Origin of the sequence: Pseudomonas nabeulensis (assembly GCF_004682045.1) — a bacterium.
GTDB lineage: Bacteria > Pseudomonadota > Gammaproteobacteria > Pseudomonadales > Pseudomonadaceae > Aquipseudomonas > Aquipseudomonas nabeulensis.
In genome coordinates this window covers 96,514-112,250 of record NZ_QUZT01000009.1, presented here as the reverse complement: position 1 = coordinate 112,250, position 15,737 = coordinate 96,514, and the positions used below count along the sequence as shown (strand labels likewise).

The window sequence follows — 15,737 nt, the reverse complement described above, 5'->3', positions numbered from 1 at the left end:
TCACTCCTGGCAGCCATGCCGTCAATTTGGTGCTGCAGATTTTGGAGACGCGTTAAATGGCGCATAACGAAGCAGTCGACGTAGTACTGGTAGGGGCCGGCATCATGAGTGCCACCCTGGCCGTATTGCTTAAAGAGCTCGACCCCGGCCTCAAACTGGAAGTCGTTGAGCTGATGGATTCGGGTGCCGCGGAGAGTTCCAACCCGTGGAACAACGCCGGCACCGGCCACGCCGGGCTGTGTGAGCTGAACTACACGCCGCAGGCCGCCGATGGCTCCATCGACATCAAGAAAGCCGTGCACATCAACACCCAGTTCGAGGTGTCGAAGCAGTTCTGGGCGTACTTGACCAAAAAAGGCACCTTTGGCTCGTCCAAGTCCTTTATCAGCCCGGTACCACACCTGAGCTTCGTGCAGGGCGAAAAAGGCGTGTCCTTCCTCAAGAAGCGCTTTGAGTCCCTCAGCCAACACCACGCGTTTTCGGATATGCACTACACCGAAGACCGTAGCGAGATGGCCGAGTGGATGCCGCTGATGATGCCGGGCCGTCCGCTAGACGAAAAAATCGCCGCCACCCGCGTACTCAACGGCACCGACGTCAACTTCGGCGCCCTGACCAACCAGTTGCTGGGTCACCTGACCAGCTCGCCGGATGCCCAGGTCAAGTACTGCAAGCGCGTCACCGGCCTCAAGCGCAATGGCGCCGGCTGGACCGTGAGCATCAAGGACGTCAACAGCGGCAACAGCCGTGAAGTCGACGCCAAGTTCGTCTTCCTCGGCGCCGGTGGCGCGGCGCTGCCGCTGCTGCAAGCCTCGGGCATCGAAGAGAGCAAAGGCTTTGGCGGCTTCCCGGTCAGCGGCCAGTGGCTGCGTTGCGACAACCCCGAGGTGGTCAAACACCACCAGGCCAAGGTCTACAGCCAGGCCGCCGTGGGTTCGCCGCCGATGTCCGTGCCGCACCTAGACACCCGCGTAGTCGACGGCAAGAAATCCCTGCTGTTCGGGCCATACGCCGGCTTCACCACCAAGTTCCTCAAGCACGGCTCGTTCCTGGACCTGCCGATGTCGATTCGCGCCGGCAACATCGGCCCGATGCTGGCCGTGGCCCGCGACAATATGGACCTGACCAAGTACCTGGTCAGCGAAGTGCGCCAATCCATGGAGCAGCGCCTGGAGTCCCTGCGCCGCTTCTACCCCGAGGCGAAAGCCGAGGACTGGCGCCTGGAAGTGGCCGGCCAACGGGTGCAGATCATCAAGAAAGACCCGAAAAAAGGCGGCGTGCTGCAATTCGGCACCGAGCTGGTCGCAGCCAAGGACGGTTCGCTCGCGGCACTGTTGGGCGCGTCTCCGGGCGCTTCGGTGACGGTTTCGATCATGCTGGAACTGATCGAGAAGTGCTTCCCTGGCAAAGCGGCCGGTGAGTGGGCGGCCAAGCTTCAGGAGATCTTCCCGGCGCGGGAGAAGGTTCTGGAAACGGACGCCGAGCTGTATCGCAAGATCAACACGCAGAACAACATCAGCCTGGAGCTGGTGGAACCTGCTGCCGAGACCGAGAGCTACGCTTGAGGTCGTGACATTCCCACGCAGAGCGTGGGAACGATCGCCCCGCCCTCTGCATGAGGACGGGGCGTTTTTTTTGCCTGGATAATCAGCCGCGAGCGTTTTCGATCAGTTCGATGTACTCGTCCGCGTTGCGCTGGTCCTTGATCAGGTCGACGAACGTCTGGCCATGCTCATCCTTGCCGTCGAGGTCCAGGCCGGCCTCCTTGAAAAAGCCCAGGAAGCGCTCGAAATCGTCGATACGCAGGCCACGGTAGGCCTTGATCAGTTTGTGCAGGGACGGGGAAGTCGCGTCGACTGGCTCGAAGTCCAGGAACAACTTGATCTGATCATCGCCGATCTCATCGCCAATCACCTGTTTCTTATCTTTACGCATTACCGACTCCAGCCTGCAGACATTTTTCACGGGGGAAGAAGTCTACCTTGCTGGAGATCCAATGTGGGAGGGAGCTTGCTCCCGATTGCGGTGAGTCAGGCTCAAAATTTTTGACTGATACACCGCCATCGGGGGCAAGCCCCCTCCCACATTGCCTAGCTATGTAGCGACTACCGCGCGCGAACGGCGCCAGTGTGCAAATCCGCCCAGATATGCCCGTTGGCATAACTGAGGAACTGCACATACACCGTGTCATTGCGCAGTAAATCGACAATCGCCCGATACTGCGCCATCGGATACGACAGCGTCAGCGTCTTGCTCTTATCGTCATAGGCGGGCTTTTTCAGGCTTTTGCTTTCGGCATCGAAGTTGAGCACCACCTGGCTGATGGTCGCGCCTTTATTCAGGGATTTGCCCTTGAGGCGGATCATCAACGGCGAAGTCACCGGAATCGGCTGCTGGCTGGATTGACGCTGGTTGCCCACCACCACGGCGTATTCGGTGACTTGCAGCAATTGCTGCTGCTCCGGTGTTTCAGCGCGCAGGGTGAGGTCATCCGGCGGCAGGAACTGGCTGTGCATCACGGCGGGGGCCGCTGCGAGAGGCAGGCTAAGGGTCAGCGCCAGGGCGGCGCAGGTGCGAATCAACAAGCTCATGGGCCGCTCCGGCTAGATGGGCCCAGCACTGTAGCTCAATCGAACTGGGCAAGCATCCAGCGTTGATACTCGGCAACACCCGCATCACCTTCGCGAGGCGCCCAGTCGGCCATCTCGCCCTCGCCCACCGGACGGTAAGGGCCGGCCTTGCACTCGAACATCACAGTATCGGGCTCAAGCACCACCAGGCCGTGGAACACGCCCGGCGGCAGATCAACGCCAGCGCATTCGCCGCCCGCCTGCATCACGCGCTTGGCGATCACCTCGCCGGTGTCGCTGAACACCAGCAACCCCAGGCTGCCTTGCAGCACGAGCAAGGTTTCCGCCTTGTCCGCGCTCAGGTGCCGATGCGGCGGCACATAGGTGCTGGGCTGCAGGCCCACGGCCAGGCGATGACACGGTTCTTCCATGTGGTGGAAGTTATGGTGGTGCCGACCCCGAGGGCTGGCGCCCGCTTTCTCGGCCAACTCGGCAAACAGCGATCGATCAAGAAAACGGGTCATTACTTACATTCCTTTAACGGCGTAGATGCCATTGGCATTACGCCAGTAGCCTTTGTAGTCCATGCCGTAACCGAAGATATAACGGTCGATGCACGGCAAGCCCACGTAATCGGCTTTCAGGTCCGGGCGAGCCTTGCGGTCGTGGTCTTTGTCGATCAGCACGGCGGTGTGCACTTTACGTGCGCCAGCGTGTTTGCAGAAGTCGATGATCGCGCCCAGGGTGTGACCTTCATCGAGGATGTCGTCGATGATCAGCACGTCGCGGTCGATAAACGAGACTTCCGGCTTGGCTTTCCAGAACAGGTCGCCGCCGCTGGTTTCGTTGCGATAGCGGGTGGCGTGCAGGTAGGACGCTTCCAGCGGGAATTGCAGGTGAGTCAGCAATTTGCCGGCGAAGATCAGGCCACCGTTCATCACACAGAAAACCACCGGGTTGGTGTCGGCCATTTCGCGGGTGATGTGGGCGCCGACCTTGGCGATCGCTGCTTCGACTTGCGCTTCGGTGTACAGGCAGTCAGCCTCGCGCATGATTTGACGGATATGCTCGAGATCAGCGGACATGGCGCTCTCCAAGGGGGTGCTGTGGCAAGAAAAGCGGGCGAAGGTACGCTTCTCGTGCGCTCCGATCAAGCCTTAATGGACTAACGTACTAGATGTCTATAGGACAACACCCTCGGATAGATTAATCTAGGCCGGTTTTTTTGCCCGCCGCCGGAGCCTTTCCCATGCCCACTCGCGAGATCCGCCACCCGCTGATCCGACACAAGCTCGGCCTTATGCGCCGCGCCGACATTAGCACGAAGAATTTCCGTGAGCTTGCTCAGGAAGTCGGAGCGTTGCTCACTTACGAAGCCACCAAGGATTTGCCCCTGGAAACCTACGAGATTCCAGGTTGGGCAGGCCCTGTCCAAGTGGAGAAAATCGCCGGTAAGAAAATCACCGTCGTGCCGATCCTGCGTGCCGGTATCGGCATGCTCGAAGGCGTCCTCAGCCTGATCCCGGGCGCCAAGGTCAGCGCCGTTGGCGTGGCCCGCAACGAGGAGACCCTGGAGGCCCACACCTACCTGGAAAAACTCGTCCCGGAAATCGACGAGCGCCTGGCGATGATCATTGACCCGATGCTGGCCACCGGTAGTTCCATGGTTGCCACCATCGACCTGCTGAAAAAAGCCGGCTGCAAGGACATCCGCGCCATGGTGCTGGTTGCAGCGCCCGAAGGTATCGCGGCTGTCGAGAAAGCCCACCCGGATGTGCAGATCTACACGGCCTCCGTCGATGAGCGCTTGAACGAACACGGCTACATCATCCCGGGCCTGGGCGATGCCGGTGACAAGATCTTCGGCACCAAGCAGAAGGACGCGTGACCATGCAGGATGAATTCAACGACCCGCTTTGGCGCCAGATCCTGTCTGGCGCACAAATGCTCTTCGTGGCATTTGGCGCGCTGGTGTTGATGCCGCTGATCACAGGTCTTGATCCAAACGTCGCACTGTTCACCGCAGGCCTGGGCACGCTGTTGTTCCAGGTGGTGACGGGACGGCAGGTGCCGGTGTTCCTGGCATCGAGCTTTGCCTTCATTACCCCGATCATTCTCGCCAAGGGCCAGTTCGGCCTCGCGGCGACCATGGGCGGGGTGATGGCAGCCGGTTTCGTTTATACCTTCCTCGGCCTCGCCGTGAAGATCAAAGGCACCGGGTTTATCGACCGGCTGCTGCCGCCCGTGGTCATCGGGCCGGTGATCATCTCCATCGGCCTGGCCATGGCACCGATTGCCGCCAACATGGCAATGGGCAAGGCCGGTGATGGCAGCGAACTGATCCACTACCAGACCGCGATGATGATCTCGATGCCGGCGCTGCTCACCACGTTGATCGTGGCGGTATTCGGCAAGGGCATTTTCCGCCTGGTGCCGATCATCTCCGGCGTGCTGGTGGGCTTTGCGATGTCGTTCTACTTTGGCGTGGTCGACACCGCCAAGATCGCCGCCGCACCATGGTTCGCCCTGCCCCACTTCACCGCGCCGGAGTTCAACTGGCAGGCGATCCTGTTTATCGTCCCGGTGGCCCTGGCCCCGGCGATTGAACATATCGGCGGTGTAATTGCGGTGGGCAGCGTGACCGGTCGCGACTACCTGAAGAAGCCTGGCCTGCATCGCACCCTGCTGGGTGACGGTATCGCCACCACGGCCGCGGGCCTGTTTGGCGGCCCGCCGAATACCACCTACGCCGAAGTGACGGGCGCAGTGATGCTGACCAAGAACTACAACCCGAAGATCATGACCTGGGCGGCGGTATTTGCCATCAGCCTGGCCTTCATCGGCAAGTTCGGCGCATTGCTGCAAAGCATCCCGGTGCCGGTAATGGGTGGGATTCTGTGCCTGCTGTTCGGTTCGATTGCTGCAGTGGGGATGAACACCTTGATTCGCCACAAGATCGACCTGGGCGAAGCGCGCAATCTGGTGATTGTGTCGGTGACGCTGGTGTTCGGGATTGGCGGTGTACTGGTGGGAACCGGCACCGGCCCGGATGATTTCGGCCTCAAGGGCATCGCCCTGTGTGCGGTGGTAGCGATTGGTCTGAACCTGCTGCTGCCGGGCAATGATGGCTGGAAGAACAAGAAGCCTGACGAACCGTTGCTCTAACTGCCAACGCAAAACAAAATGTGGGAGGGGCGGTGCGACGATTCGACTTGCCCCCGATGGCGGTGTATCAGTCACACATGTAGCGACTGACACACAGCTATCGGGGGCAAGCCCCCTCCCACATTTTTACATCTTCAGTGTGGCTTAGAGCTCGCCAAGCCCATCAACCAGCGCCTGGTTCTGCTCCGGCGTACCGATGCTGATCCGCAGGAACTGGGCAATCCGCTCCTGCTTGAAGTGCCGCACGATCACACCCTGCTCACGCAATTTGGCCGCAAGGCCGGCAGCGTCGTGCTTGGGGTGACGGGCAAAGATGAAGTTGGCCGCCGACGGCAGTACTTCAAAGCCTTTGGCTTCCAACTGCGCCACTACCTGGTTGCGACTGTCGATCACCAATTGGCAGGTCTTCTCGAAGTACTCTCGGTCCTCAAACGCCGCCGCCGCGCCGACAATCGCCAGGCGATCCAGCGGATACGAGTTGAAGCTGTTCTTGACCCGCTCCAGCGCCTCGATCAAATCCGGATGGCCCACGGCCAGGCCGACGCGCAAACCGGCCAGTGAGCGCGATTTGGACAGGGTCTGGGTCACCAGAAGGTTCGGGTAGCGGTCCACCAGGCTGATGGCGGTTTCGCCGCCGAAGTCGATATAGGCTTCATCGACCACCACCACCGAATCCGGGCTGGCCTTGAGGATCTGCTCCACCGCGTCCAACGCCAACACGCAGCCGGTCGGCGCGTTCGGGTTGGGGAAGATGATGCCGCCGTTGGGCTTGGCATAGTCCGCCACGCGGATCTGGAACTGCTCGTCCAGCGGCACCGGGTCGGACTGGATGCCATACAGGCCGCAGTACACCGGATAAAAGCTGTAGCTGATATCCGGGAACAGCAGCGGCAAGTCGTGCTGGAACAGGCCGTGGAAGATGTGCGCGAGGACTTCGTCGGAACCGTTGCCCAGGAACACTTTGCCGGAATCGACGCCGTAGTACTTGGCCACCGCCTGCTTGAGCACGTCGCTGTTGGGGTCCGGGTACAGGCGCAGGTTGTCGTTCAACTCGGCCTGCATCGCGGCCAACGCCTTGGGCGATGGGCCGTAGGGGTTTTCATTGGTGTTGAGCTTGACCAGTTTGGTCAGCTTCGGTTGCTCACCCGGTACGTAAGGCACGAGGTCCTTGACGAAGGGGCTCCAGAATTTGCTCATGCCTTACTCTCCCTTGACGATGCGATATTCGGCGCTGCGCGCGTGGGCGCTCAGCGACTCACCACGGGCCAGTACCGAGGCGGTCTTGCCCAGCTCGGAGGCACCCTGCGGGGAGCAAAAGATGATCGAAGAACGCTTCTGGAAGTCATACACCCCCAGCGGCGACGAGAACCGTGCAGTGCCGGACGTCGGCAGCACGTGGTTCGGGCCGGCGCAGTAGTCGCCCAGGGCTTCGCTGGTGTGGCGGCCCATGAAGATCGCACCGGCGTGGCGAATCGATGGCAACCAGGCTTGCGGGTCGGCCACGGACAGCTCCAAGTGCTCCGGCGCAATGCGGTTAGCCACTTCGATGGCTTGCTCCATATCGCTCACCAGAATCAAGGCGCCACGGCCATTGATCGACTTCTCGATGATTTCGGCGCGGTCCATGGTCGGCAGCAGCTTGTCGATGCTGGCCGCAACCTTGTCGAGGAACTCAGCGTCCGGGCTGACCAGGATCGCCTGGGCGTCTTCGTCGTGTTCGGCCTGGGAGAACAGGTCCATGGCGATCCAGTCCGGGTCGGTCTGGCCGTCACATACCACGAGGATTTCCGAAGGGCCGGCAATCATGTCGATACCGACCTGGCCGAACACGTGACGCTTGGCGGTGGCGACATAGATGTTGCCGGGGCCAACCACCTTGTCGACCTTCGGCACGCTTTCGGTGCCATAGGCCAGGGCGGCAACGGCCTGGGCGCCACCGATGGTGAACACCCGGTCGACACCGGCGATGCAGGCAGCAGCCAGCACCAGTTCGTTGATTTCACCGCGCGGGGTCGGCACCACCATGACCACCTCGGTCACGCCGGCCACTTTGGCCGGAATGGCGTTCATCAGTACCGAGGATGGATACGAGGCTTTACCGCCCGGTACGTACAGACCGGCACGGTCCAGCGGCGTGACCTTCTGACCCAACACGGTGCCATCGGCCTCGGTGTAGCTCCAGGAATCCTGTTTCTGTTTTTCGTGGTAGCTGCGCACCCGCGCCGCCGCCACTTCCAGGGCTTCACGCTGCGGCGCGGTAATGCGCGTCAGGGCCAGTTCCAGGCGTTCGCGGGGCAGGATCAGGTCGGACATGGACGCCACGTCCAGCCCATCGAACTGGCGGGTGAAATCCACCAGCGCCGCATCACCGCGTTCGCGCACGGCCTTGATGATGTCGAGCACACGCCCGTTGACCGAATCGTCGGACACGCTTTCCCAGCTCAGCAGATGATCCAGATGATGGGCGAAATCCGGGTCGGCAGCGTTGAGTCGGGCAATTGCAGTGGACGTGGTCATAGCGAGGGCCTCAATAGAAATGGCAAAAACTCAGGCGCCCTAAATTAGCAGTCGTTTCCGCTTGGGCACCTGAGAATTCTGGCTATGAGGCGGATAGACGGGCGCAGCCTTCCGGCTACGCGGGTAGGTCAACCGCGGTGTCGCGACTCCACTGCCGTGCGCAGGGTGTCGATCAACGCCTGGATACGCGCATGCTGCATCTTCATCGATGCCTTGTTGACGATCAGGCGGGAGCTGATGTCGGCAATGAATTCTTGCGGCTCAAGACCGTTGGCACGCAGGGTATTGCCGGTGTCGACCACATCGATGATCTTGTCGGCCAGGCCGATCAGCGGCGCCAGTTCCATCGAGCCATAGAGCTTGATGATATCGACCTGACGGCCTTGCTCGGCGTAGTAACGCTTGGCGACGTTGACGAACTTGGTGGCAACCCGCAGGCGGCCCTTGGGCTCGACGTCACCGACACGGCCGGCGGTCATCAGCTTGCACAGGGCGATACGCAGGTCCAGAGGCTCGTACAAGCCTTGGCCACCGTATTCCATCAGCACGTCTTTACCGGCGACGCCCAGGTCGGCCGCGCCATGTTCAACGTAGGTCGGCACGTCGGTAGCCCGCACGATCAGCAGGCGAACGTCGTCCTGGGTCGTGGGGATGATCAGCTTGCGGCTCTTGTCCGGATTCTCGGTCGGCACGATGCCCGCTTCAGCCAGAAGCGGCAAAGTGTCGTCAAGGATGCGGCCCTTGGACAGTGCGATGGTCAACATGGGAAACGTCAGTCCTTCATCAGGCTATTGCTGCCCGGTCGCAAACGGCGCCGGACACAGATCGAGGCCATTACAGCCTCGATTTGAAACAAATTCAGCTAACAGCAAGCACAACCCTGTGGCGAGGGAGCTTGCTCCCGCTGGGCCGCGAAGCGGCCCCAAAAATCTTGGGAGCGCTTCGCACTCCAGCGGGAGCAAGCTCCCTCGCCACAGGTCACTCCGGGGACTAGCCCGGTACGCGGCGGATTTTCGCGCCGAGCATCTGCAGTTTCTCTTCGATGCACTCGTAACCACGGTCGATGTGGTAGATGCGGTCGATCAAGGTGTCACCCTCAGCGATCAACGCCGAGATCACCAGGCTGGCCGAAGCACGCAGGTCGGTGGCCATGACTGGCGCGCCCTTGAGCTTATCGGTGCCGGTCACGATGGCGGTGTTGCCTTCGACCTGGATCTTCGCGCCCATGCGGTGCAGTTCATACACGTGCATGAAGCGGTTTTCGAAGATGGTCTCGATCACGGCACCGGTGCCTTCGGCAATCGCGTTCAGGGAAATGAACTGCGCTTGCATGTCGGTCGGGAACGCCGGGTACGGCGCGGTACGCACGTTGACGGCCTTAGGACGCTTGCCGTGCATGTTCAGCTCGATCCAGTCTTCGCCGGTGGTGATTTCGGCACCCGCCTCGCGCAGTTTTTCCAGGACGGCTTCCAGGATGGTCGGATCGGTGTCCTTGACCTTGACGCGACCACCGGTAACGGCGGCGGCAACCAGGTAGGTGCCGGTCTCGATACGGTCAGGCATGACCTTGTAGGTTGCGGTGTGCAGGCGCTCGACACCATCGATGGTAATGGTGTCGGTGCCAGCGCCGGAAACCTTGGCGCCCATGGCGTTCAGGAAGTTGGCCAGGTCGACCACTTCCGGCTCGCGCGCGGCGTTTTGCAGGACGCTGCGGCCTTTGGCCAGGGCAGCGGCCATCATGATGTTCTCGGTACCGGTCACACTGACGGTATCAAAGAAGAAGTTCGCGCCACGCAAGCCGCCTTCCGGCGCCTTGGCCTTGATGTAGCCACCTTCGACGTCGATAACCGCGCCCATGGCTTCAAGACCACGGATGTGCAGGTCCACCGGACGCGAACCGATGGCGCAACCGCCAGGCAGGGCCACTTCGGCTTCGCCGAAACGGGCAACCATCGGGCCCAGCACCAGGATCGACGCACGCATGGTTTTCACCAGTTCGTACGGAGCCACCAGGGTCTTGATGGTGCGTGGGTCGATTTCGACAGCCAGCTTCTCGTCGATCACCGGCTCGATGCCCATGCGACCGAACAGCTCGATCATGGTGGTGATGTCGTGCAGGTGCGGCAGGTTGGCCACGGTAACCGGACCATCGCACAGCAGGGTTGCTGCCAGGATCGGCAAGGCGGAGTTTTTCGCGCCGGAGATGCGGATCTCGCCATCAAGGCGGGCACCACCGGTAATAATCAATTTATCCATAAGAATCTCGACGCCTTGGGGGCTCAGGTGCGCTCGGCCCAGGCCGCGCGGCTGAAAAATTTCATAGTGACCGCATGGATGCTGCCATCGGTGATCCACGGGTTCAAATGGGCATAGATCTGCTGCTGACGCTTGACCGGGCTGAGTGCCGCCAGTTCATCGCTAATCACGTTCAGCTGGAAGTTGCAGCCTTCGCCTTCAACTTCAACGTTCGTTTCCGGCAGCTTTCCTTCAAGGAAGCTCTTAACTTCTAGGGCCTGCATGCTCAACCTCTATCGGCGCCCAGTGCGCACGGGTCGCACATCATACAAAAAAGCCCCGCGCCTGCGAACCCCGCATAGCAGGACTCTGACGGGGGGCCTCTCTAATAATGTGTATTAAGGGTGGGCCAACAGCTCGGTCAGACCGGAAACCTCGGCAATTTCGCGCATGTCGTCAGGCAATGCACGGATACTGACCGTTTTTTTCGCCGCCTGGGCATCCCGCATGAAGCACAGAAGCAACGACAAACCCACGCTGCTGGACTTGGTCACCGCCGAGCAATCCAGCACCAACGCAGGCGCGCTGCTGGACTTGATCAGCGCCTGCCCCTGCTTGCGCAGGTCAGGCCCGGAGCGGTAGTCCAGCACGCCGGAGATAAACAACTCGCCGGCATCGCCCAAACGAACGGCCGACTCGGTCATTGCGCAGGCTTCCCGGCGGCTTGCTTGTCGGTTTCTTCCTTGGCCTTGGCCACTTCACCGGCCCAACCATTGATGGTCTTGTCCAGGTCGTTGCCGTTGCGCTGCATGGCGTCGGCGAACTGATCACGGAACAGCTTGCCGATGTTGATACCGTTGATGATCACGTTACGCAGTTTCCACTCGCCGTTGATCTTCTCAAGGGTGTACTGCACCGGGTAAACGGCACCGTTGTTGCCCTTGACGCTCATGTTGACGCTGGTGCGGTCACCCGACTCGTCACCGGCGGGCGCAACGGTAATGCCCTGGTTGTTGTACTCAAGCAGTGCGTTGCCGTAGAACTGGAACAGGCCACGCTTGAAGTTCTCCTGGAAGCGCTGCATCTGCTCCGGGGTCGCCTTGCGCGAGTACTTGACCGTCATGATGCTGCGGGAAATGCCCTCGGCATCGACCACCGGGCCGACAATGGTGTTAAGCGCGTCGTAGAACTTGCTCGGGTCTTGCTTGTACTGTTCTTTGTTGGCGCTCAGGTCAGCCAACATCTTGTTGGTCGTGTCCTGCACCAGATCGTGCGCAGAACCTGCCGCGTTGGCCATCAGCGGCAACGCTGCCAGCAGTACCAGCAGCCCGCGTCGCAAGGTAGAGATCATGAACAGATTCCTCATTTGGCGTCTTTATTGACCGTATTGAGCAGGAATTTACCGATCAGGTCCTCAAGCACCAGCGACGACTGCGTGTCGTGAATGGTCGAACCATCCTTGAGCAGGGCTGTTTCCCCGCCCACGCTGACACCGATGTATTTCTCGCCCAGCAGACCCGCAGTGAGGATAGATGCAGTGGAGTCGGTCGGCAGATTATCGACCTTCTTGTCCAGTTGCATCGTCACTCGACCGGTGAAGCTGTCGCGGTCCAGATCGATTGCCGTGACCTTGCCGATAGTTACACCGGCCATGGTCACTTTAGCTCTGACAGTCAAACCGGCGATATTGTCGAAGTACGCATAAAGTTTATAAGTATCGGCGGTGGGGCTGGCCGAAAGACCGCTGACGCGCAGGGCCAGTAACAGTAAAGCCAGGATGCCAGCCAGCAAGAAAAGGCCGACACCGATTTCCACAGTGCGGTTTTGCATCAGAAATCTCCAAACATCAAGGCGGTCAAAATGAAGTCAAGGCCCAGTACCGCCAGCGAGGCGTACACAACGGTCTTGGTGGTGGCGCGACTGATCCCTTCTGAGGTGGGCTCACAGTCGTAGCCTTGGAATACGGCGATCCAGGTCACTACAAAGGCAAAGACGATGCTCTTTATGATGCCGTTGAGCACGTCACCGCTGAAGGTCACGCTGTTTTGCATGTTGGCCCAGTAGGAGCCGTCGTAGACGCCCAACCAGTCCACCGCCACCCACGAACCGCCCCAGATACCCACCACGCTGAAAATCATCGCCAGCAGAGGCAGGGAAATGAAGCCGGCCCACAGGCGCGGGGCAACAATGTACTTGAGCGGGTCCACGCCGATCATTTCCAGGCTGGACAGTTGCTCGGTGGATTTCATGTTGCCGATCTCGGCGGTCAACGCAGACCCCGCACGACCGGCGAACAGCAAGGCTGTCACCACCGGCCCCAGTTCACGCAGCAGCGTCAGGGCGACCATCTGCCCCACCGCCTGTTCCGAACCGTAGCTGGAGAGAATATTGAAGCCCTGCAACGCCAGCACCATACCGATGAACACCCCGGAGACCACGATGATCACCAGGGACATCACGCCTACTGCGTGCAGTTGCTTGATCAGCAGGCCAAAACCGCCACCAATGCCACCGCGACCGAGCAAGGCGTGGAACAGGAAAATCGTAGAGCGGCCCAGCACTTCGACGATGTCGATGCCCGAGCGACCGAAAAGGCGGACCTTCTCGATGATAGATGTCTTGCGCATCAGCGCTTCCCCAGAAGATCTGAGCGGTAGTCCGCTGCCGGAAAGTGAAAAGGCACCGGGCCATCGGGATCGCCGGTCATGAACTGGCGAATGCGCGGGTTATCGGCGTTCATCAGTTCTTCAGGCGTGCCCTGCCCCAGCACTTGGCCATCGCCGACCACATAGAGGTAATCGGCAATGCTCGCGGTTTCTGCAAGATCATGGGAGACCACGATGCTGGTAATGCCCAGCGCATCGTTGAGCAAACGGATAAGCCGCACGAGAACGCCCATGGCGATGGGGTCTTGACCCACGAAGGGTTCGTCGTACATGAGGATTTGCGGGTCGAGGGCGATGGCACGTGCCAGCGCCACGCGGCGCTTCATGCCGCCGGAAAGCTCATCGGGCATCAGGTCGATGGCACCGCGAAGGCCTACGGCTTGCAGTTTCAGCAACACAATGTCACGAATCATTTCATCGGACAGCTGGGTATGCACCCGCAGCGGGAAGGCCACGTTTTCGAAAACGTCGAGATCAGTAAACAGCGCACCGCTCTGGAACAGCACGCCCATGTGCTTGCGCGCATCGAACAGGTCACTGCGCGACAGCGTCGGCAGGTTCTGGCCGTTGACCCACACTTCGCCGGCACTGGGCCGCAATTGCATGCCCATCAACCGCAACAGGGTGGTCTTGCCGCAACCGGAAGGCCCCATGATGCCCGTGACCTTGCCACGGGGAATGCGAATATCGACGTTATTGAAGATGCTGCGCGTCCCGCGCTTGAAGGTCAGTCCCTTCAGCTCGACCGCGTAGGCGTTATCGGCACTCATCTAATCTCCTTGGGATGCAGCCTCTCACTCAGACACCACGCTTGCGACAAACGTTTGCACAGCTTGCGCAAATAAGGCGCGAAATACATCGCCACATGGGCAGAGCGGACCGAACTGGCGGCGAACTATATCACTGCTGGTACAAGGCGCCCAAGGCCGGAACAGTGCTTGTTCAGATTCAAGACAGGGAAAAAACGTTGCTGGGCATGAATCTCAAGCGCCTACAGAAGAAAGCCTGACGAACTTACGTGAGGGAATCGATCATTACCGTTATAATCGCCGACTTTTCGTCAGGCTATACGATTTCAGACATGAGCCAATCCAGCGACCTTATTCAATCCGCACAACGCACCATCCGCCTCGAGCTTGAAGCCGTAGAAGGCTTGCTGGCGCACATCGACGCAGATTTCGTACGCGCTTGCGAGATGATCCTGGCCAGCAAAGGCCGCGTTGTCGTACTGGGCATGGGCAAATCCGGCCACGTCGGCAACAAGATCGCCGCCACCCTGGCCAGCACCGGGACCACCGCGTTCTTCGTGCATCCGGCCGAAGCCAGCCACGGCGACATGGGCATGATCACCCAGGATGACATCATCCTGGCCTTGTCCAACTCCGGCACCACCAACGAGATCGTGACCCTGCTGCCGCTGATCAAGCGCCTGGGCATCAAGATGATCAGCGTGACCGGCAACCCGGAATCAACGCTGGCCAAGGCCGCCGAAGTGAACCTGAATGTTCACGTGGCCCACGAGGCCTGCCCGTTGAACCTGGCGCCGACCTCCTCCACCACCGCCGCCCTGGTCATGGGCGACGCCCTGGCGGTAGCGCTCTTGGAAGCCCGCGGTTTTACTGCAGAAGACTTCGCATTTTCCCACCCAGGTGGCGCCCTGGGCCGTCGCCTGCTGCTGAAAGTGGAAACCGTCATGCACTCGGGCGATGAATTGCCTCACGTGCAGCGTGGCACCCTGCTGAAAGACGCACTGATGGAAATGACCCGCAAAGGCCTGGGCATGACCGTGATCCTGGAAGCCGATGGCAAACTGGCCGGCGTCTTCACCGACGGCGACCTGCGTCGCACCCTGGACCGCACCATCGACATTCACACCGCGACCATCGACGCGGTGATGACACCTCACGGCAAGACCGCACGCCCTGAAATGCTCGCCGCCGAAGCCTTGAAGATCATGGAAGACCACAAGATCGGCGCATTGGTAGTGGTCGACAGCGACAACCACCCGATTGGCGCCCTCAACATGCACGACTTGTTGCGTGCAGGAGTGATGTAAATGACCAGCGACCTGCTGCAGCGCGGCAAACATATCAAGCTGGCTGTTTTCGACGTTGATGGCGTGCTGACCGATGGCCGCCTCTACTTCCTCGAAGACGGCAGCGAATTCAAGACGTTCAACATCCTCGACGGCCAAGGCATCAAGATGCTGATGGCGGCGGGCGTGCAAACAGCCATCATCAGCGGCAGAAAAACCCCCGTTGTGGAACGCCGTGCACAAAACCTGGGGATTCCTCACCTGTATCAGGGCCGCGAGGATAAACTGGTGGTTCTGGACGAGCTTCTTGGCCAACTCAACCTAAGCTATGAGCAGGTCGCCTACTTGGGTGACGACCTGCCCGACTTGCCGGTGATTCGCCGGGTGGGCCTGGGCATGGCCGTCGCCAATGCGGCAACGTTTGTTCGCGAGCACGCCCATGGCATCACCACCGCCCGTGGCGGCGAAGGCGCTGCCCGCGAGTTCTGCGAGCTGATCCTGCGCGCCCAAGGCAGCCTTGAAGCGGCCCACGCCGCCTACCTATAGAGC

Annotated in this window: 19 protein-coding genes; 5 read left to right on the top strand and 14 right to left on the bottom strand. The window is 60.4% G+C overall.

Annotated elements, in window-relative coordinates:
- Positions 1-56: 56 nt before the first annotated feature.
- Positions 57-1,565: a malate dehydrogenase (quinone) gene (mqo, locus tag DYL61_RS07500; RefSeq protein ID WP_135307826.1), complete on the top strand. Its 1,509-nt coding sequence runs from the start codon at positions 57-59 to the stop codon at positions 1,563-1,565.
- A gap of 82 nt (positions 1,566-1,647) precedes the next feature.
- Here the strand turns inward: mqo and DYL61_RS07495 are convergent, their stop codons facing one another.
- From DYL61_RS07495 to DYL61_RS07480, 4 genes are all read right to left on the bottom strand, one after another.
- Positions 1,648-1,935 (bottom strand): PA4642 family protein, encoded by a 288-nt coding sequence (locus DYL61_RS07495; RefSeq protein WP_016976601.1) that lies wholly within the window; start codon positions 1,933-1,935, stop codon positions 1,648-1,650.
- Between the two features lie 170 nt (positions 1,936-2,105).
- Entirely contained in the window at positions 2,106-2,591 is a 486-nt protein-coding gene (locus DYL61_RS07490; RefSeq protein ID WP_135307825.1) for a hypothetical protein, read from the bottom strand.
- A gap of 35 nt (positions 2,592-2,626) precedes the next feature.
- Entirely contained in the window at positions 2,627-3,094 is a 468-nt protein-coding gene (locus tag DYL61_RS07485) for a WbuC family cupin fold metalloprotein (protein WP_135307824.1), read from the bottom strand.
- Between the two features lie 3 nt (positions 3,095-3,097).
- On the bottom strand, positions 3,098-3,655 hold the full coding sequence (locus tag DYL61_RS07480) for a hypoxanthine-guanine phosphoribosyltransferase (protein ID WP_105696150.1): 558 nt from the start codon (positions 3,653-3,655) through the stop codon (positions 3,098-3,100).
- Positions 3,656-3,819: 164 nt separating this feature from the next.
- On the opposite strand from DYL61_RS07480, the gene upp reads away from it, so the two are divergent.
- On the top strand, positions 3,820-4,458 hold the full coding sequence (upp, locus tag DYL61_RS07475; RefSeq protein ID WP_105696151.1) for a uracil phosphoribosyltransferase: 639 nt from the start codon (positions 3,820-3,822) through the stop codon (positions 4,456-4,458).
- Positions 4,459-4,460: 2 nt separating this feature from the next.
- Positions 4,461-5,735 carry a uracil-xanthine permease family protein gene (locus DYL61_RS07470; protein WP_135307823.1) on the top strand — a complete coding sequence of 425 codons (1,275 nt, stop codon included), beginning with the start codon at positions 4,461-4,463 and terminating at the stop codon, positions 5,733-5,735.
- Between the two features lie 144 nt (positions 5,736-5,879).
- Here the strand turns inward: DYL61_RS07470 and hisC are convergent, their stop codons facing one another.
- The 10 genes from hisC to DYL61_RS07420 form a co-directional block, all read right to left on the bottom strand.
- Positions 5,880-6,932 carry a histidinol-phosphate transaminase gene (hisC, locus tag DYL61_RS07465; protein ID WP_135307822.1) on the bottom strand — a complete coding sequence of 351 codons (1,053 nt, stop codon included), beginning with the start codon at positions 6,930-6,932 and terminating at the stop codon, positions 5,880-5,882.
- A 3-nt stretch (positions 6,933-6,935) separates the two neighbouring features.
- The gene (gene hisD, locus DYL61_RS07460) at positions 6,936-8,252 is read right to left on the bottom strand and encodes a histidinol dehydrogenase (RefSeq protein WP_135307821.1); all 1,317 of its coding nucleotides are present in this window, start codon (positions 8,250-8,252) and stop codon (positions 6,936-6,938) included.
- A 128-nt stretch (positions 8,253-8,380) separates the two neighbouring features.
- Positions 8,381-9,016 (bottom strand): ATP phosphoribosyltransferase, encoded by a 636-nt coding sequence (gene hisG, locus DYL61_RS07455; protein ID WP_071494135.1) that lies wholly within the window; start codon positions 9,014-9,016, stop codon positions 8,381-8,383.
- 226 nt (positions 9,017-9,242) lie between these two features.
- On the bottom strand, positions 9,243-10,508 hold the full coding sequence (gene murA / locus DYL61_RS07450; RefSeq protein ID WP_016974278.1) for a UDP-N-acetylglucosamine 1-carboxyvinyltransferase: 1,266 nt from the start codon (positions 10,506-10,508) through the stop codon (positions 9,243-9,245).
- A gap of 23 nt (positions 10,509-10,531) precedes the next feature.
- Positions 10,532-10,771 carry a BolA family protein gene (locus DYL61_RS07445; RefSeq protein WP_008434291.1) on the bottom strand — a complete coding sequence of 80 codons (240 nt, stop codon included), beginning with the start codon at positions 10,769-10,771 and terminating at the stop codon, positions 10,532-10,534.
- A gap of 114 nt (positions 10,772-10,885) precedes the next feature.
- A complete protein-coding gene (locus DYL61_RS07440) occupies positions 10,886-11,191 on the bottom strand; it encodes an STAS domain-containing protein (protein ID WP_135307820.1) in 306 nt (101 codons plus the stop codon).
- Entirely contained in the window at positions 11,188-11,838 is a 651-nt protein-coding gene (locus DYL61_RS07435) for an MlaC/ttg2D family ABC transporter substrate-binding protein (protein ID WP_135307819.1), read from the bottom strand. The genes DYL61_RS07440 and DYL61_RS07435 overlap by 4 nt, the downstream gene beginning before the upstream one ends.
- A gap of 11 nt (positions 11,839-11,849) precedes the next feature.
- Positions 11,850-12,317, bottom strand: a complete 468-nt coding sequence (gene mlaD, locus DYL61_RS07430; protein WP_003171814.1) for an outer membrane lipid asymmetry maintenance protein MlaD — start codon at positions 12,315-12,317, stop codon at positions 11,850-11,852.
- Positions 12,317-13,114, bottom strand: coding sequence for a lipid asymmetry maintenance ABC transporter permease subunit MlaE (mlaE, locus tag DYL61_RS07425; protein ID WP_105696159.1), 798 nt, complete (start codon positions 13,112-13,114; stop codon positions 12,317-12,319). Before mlaE ends, mlaD begins: the two co-directional genes overlap by 1 nt.
- Positions 13,114-13,923, bottom strand: a complete 810-nt coding sequence (locus DYL61_RS07420) for an ATP-binding cassette domain-containing protein (RefSeq protein WP_003171811.1) — start codon at positions 13,921-13,923, stop codon at positions 13,114-13,116. The genes mlaE and DYL61_RS07420 overlap by 1 nt, the downstream gene beginning before the upstream one ends.
- A gap of 311 nt (positions 13,924-14,234) precedes the next feature.
- Between DYL61_RS07420 and DYL61_RS07415 the strand changes: the two genes are divergently transcribed.
- Together DYL61_RS07415 and DYL61_RS07410 are read left to right on the top strand one after the other, a co-directional pair.
- The gene (locus DYL61_RS07415; protein ID WP_135307818.1) at positions 14,235-15,209 is read left to right on the top strand and encodes a KpsF/GutQ family sugar-phosphate isomerase; all 975 of its coding nucleotides are present in this window, start codon (positions 14,235-14,237) and stop codon (positions 15,207-15,209) included.
- Positions 15,210-15,734, top strand: a complete 525-nt coding sequence (locus DYL61_RS07410; protein ID WP_135307817.1) for a KdsC family phosphatase — start codon at positions 15,210-15,212, stop codon at positions 15,732-15,734. It abuts the gene before it with no gap.
- Positions 15,735-15,737: the final 3 nt, after the last annotated feature.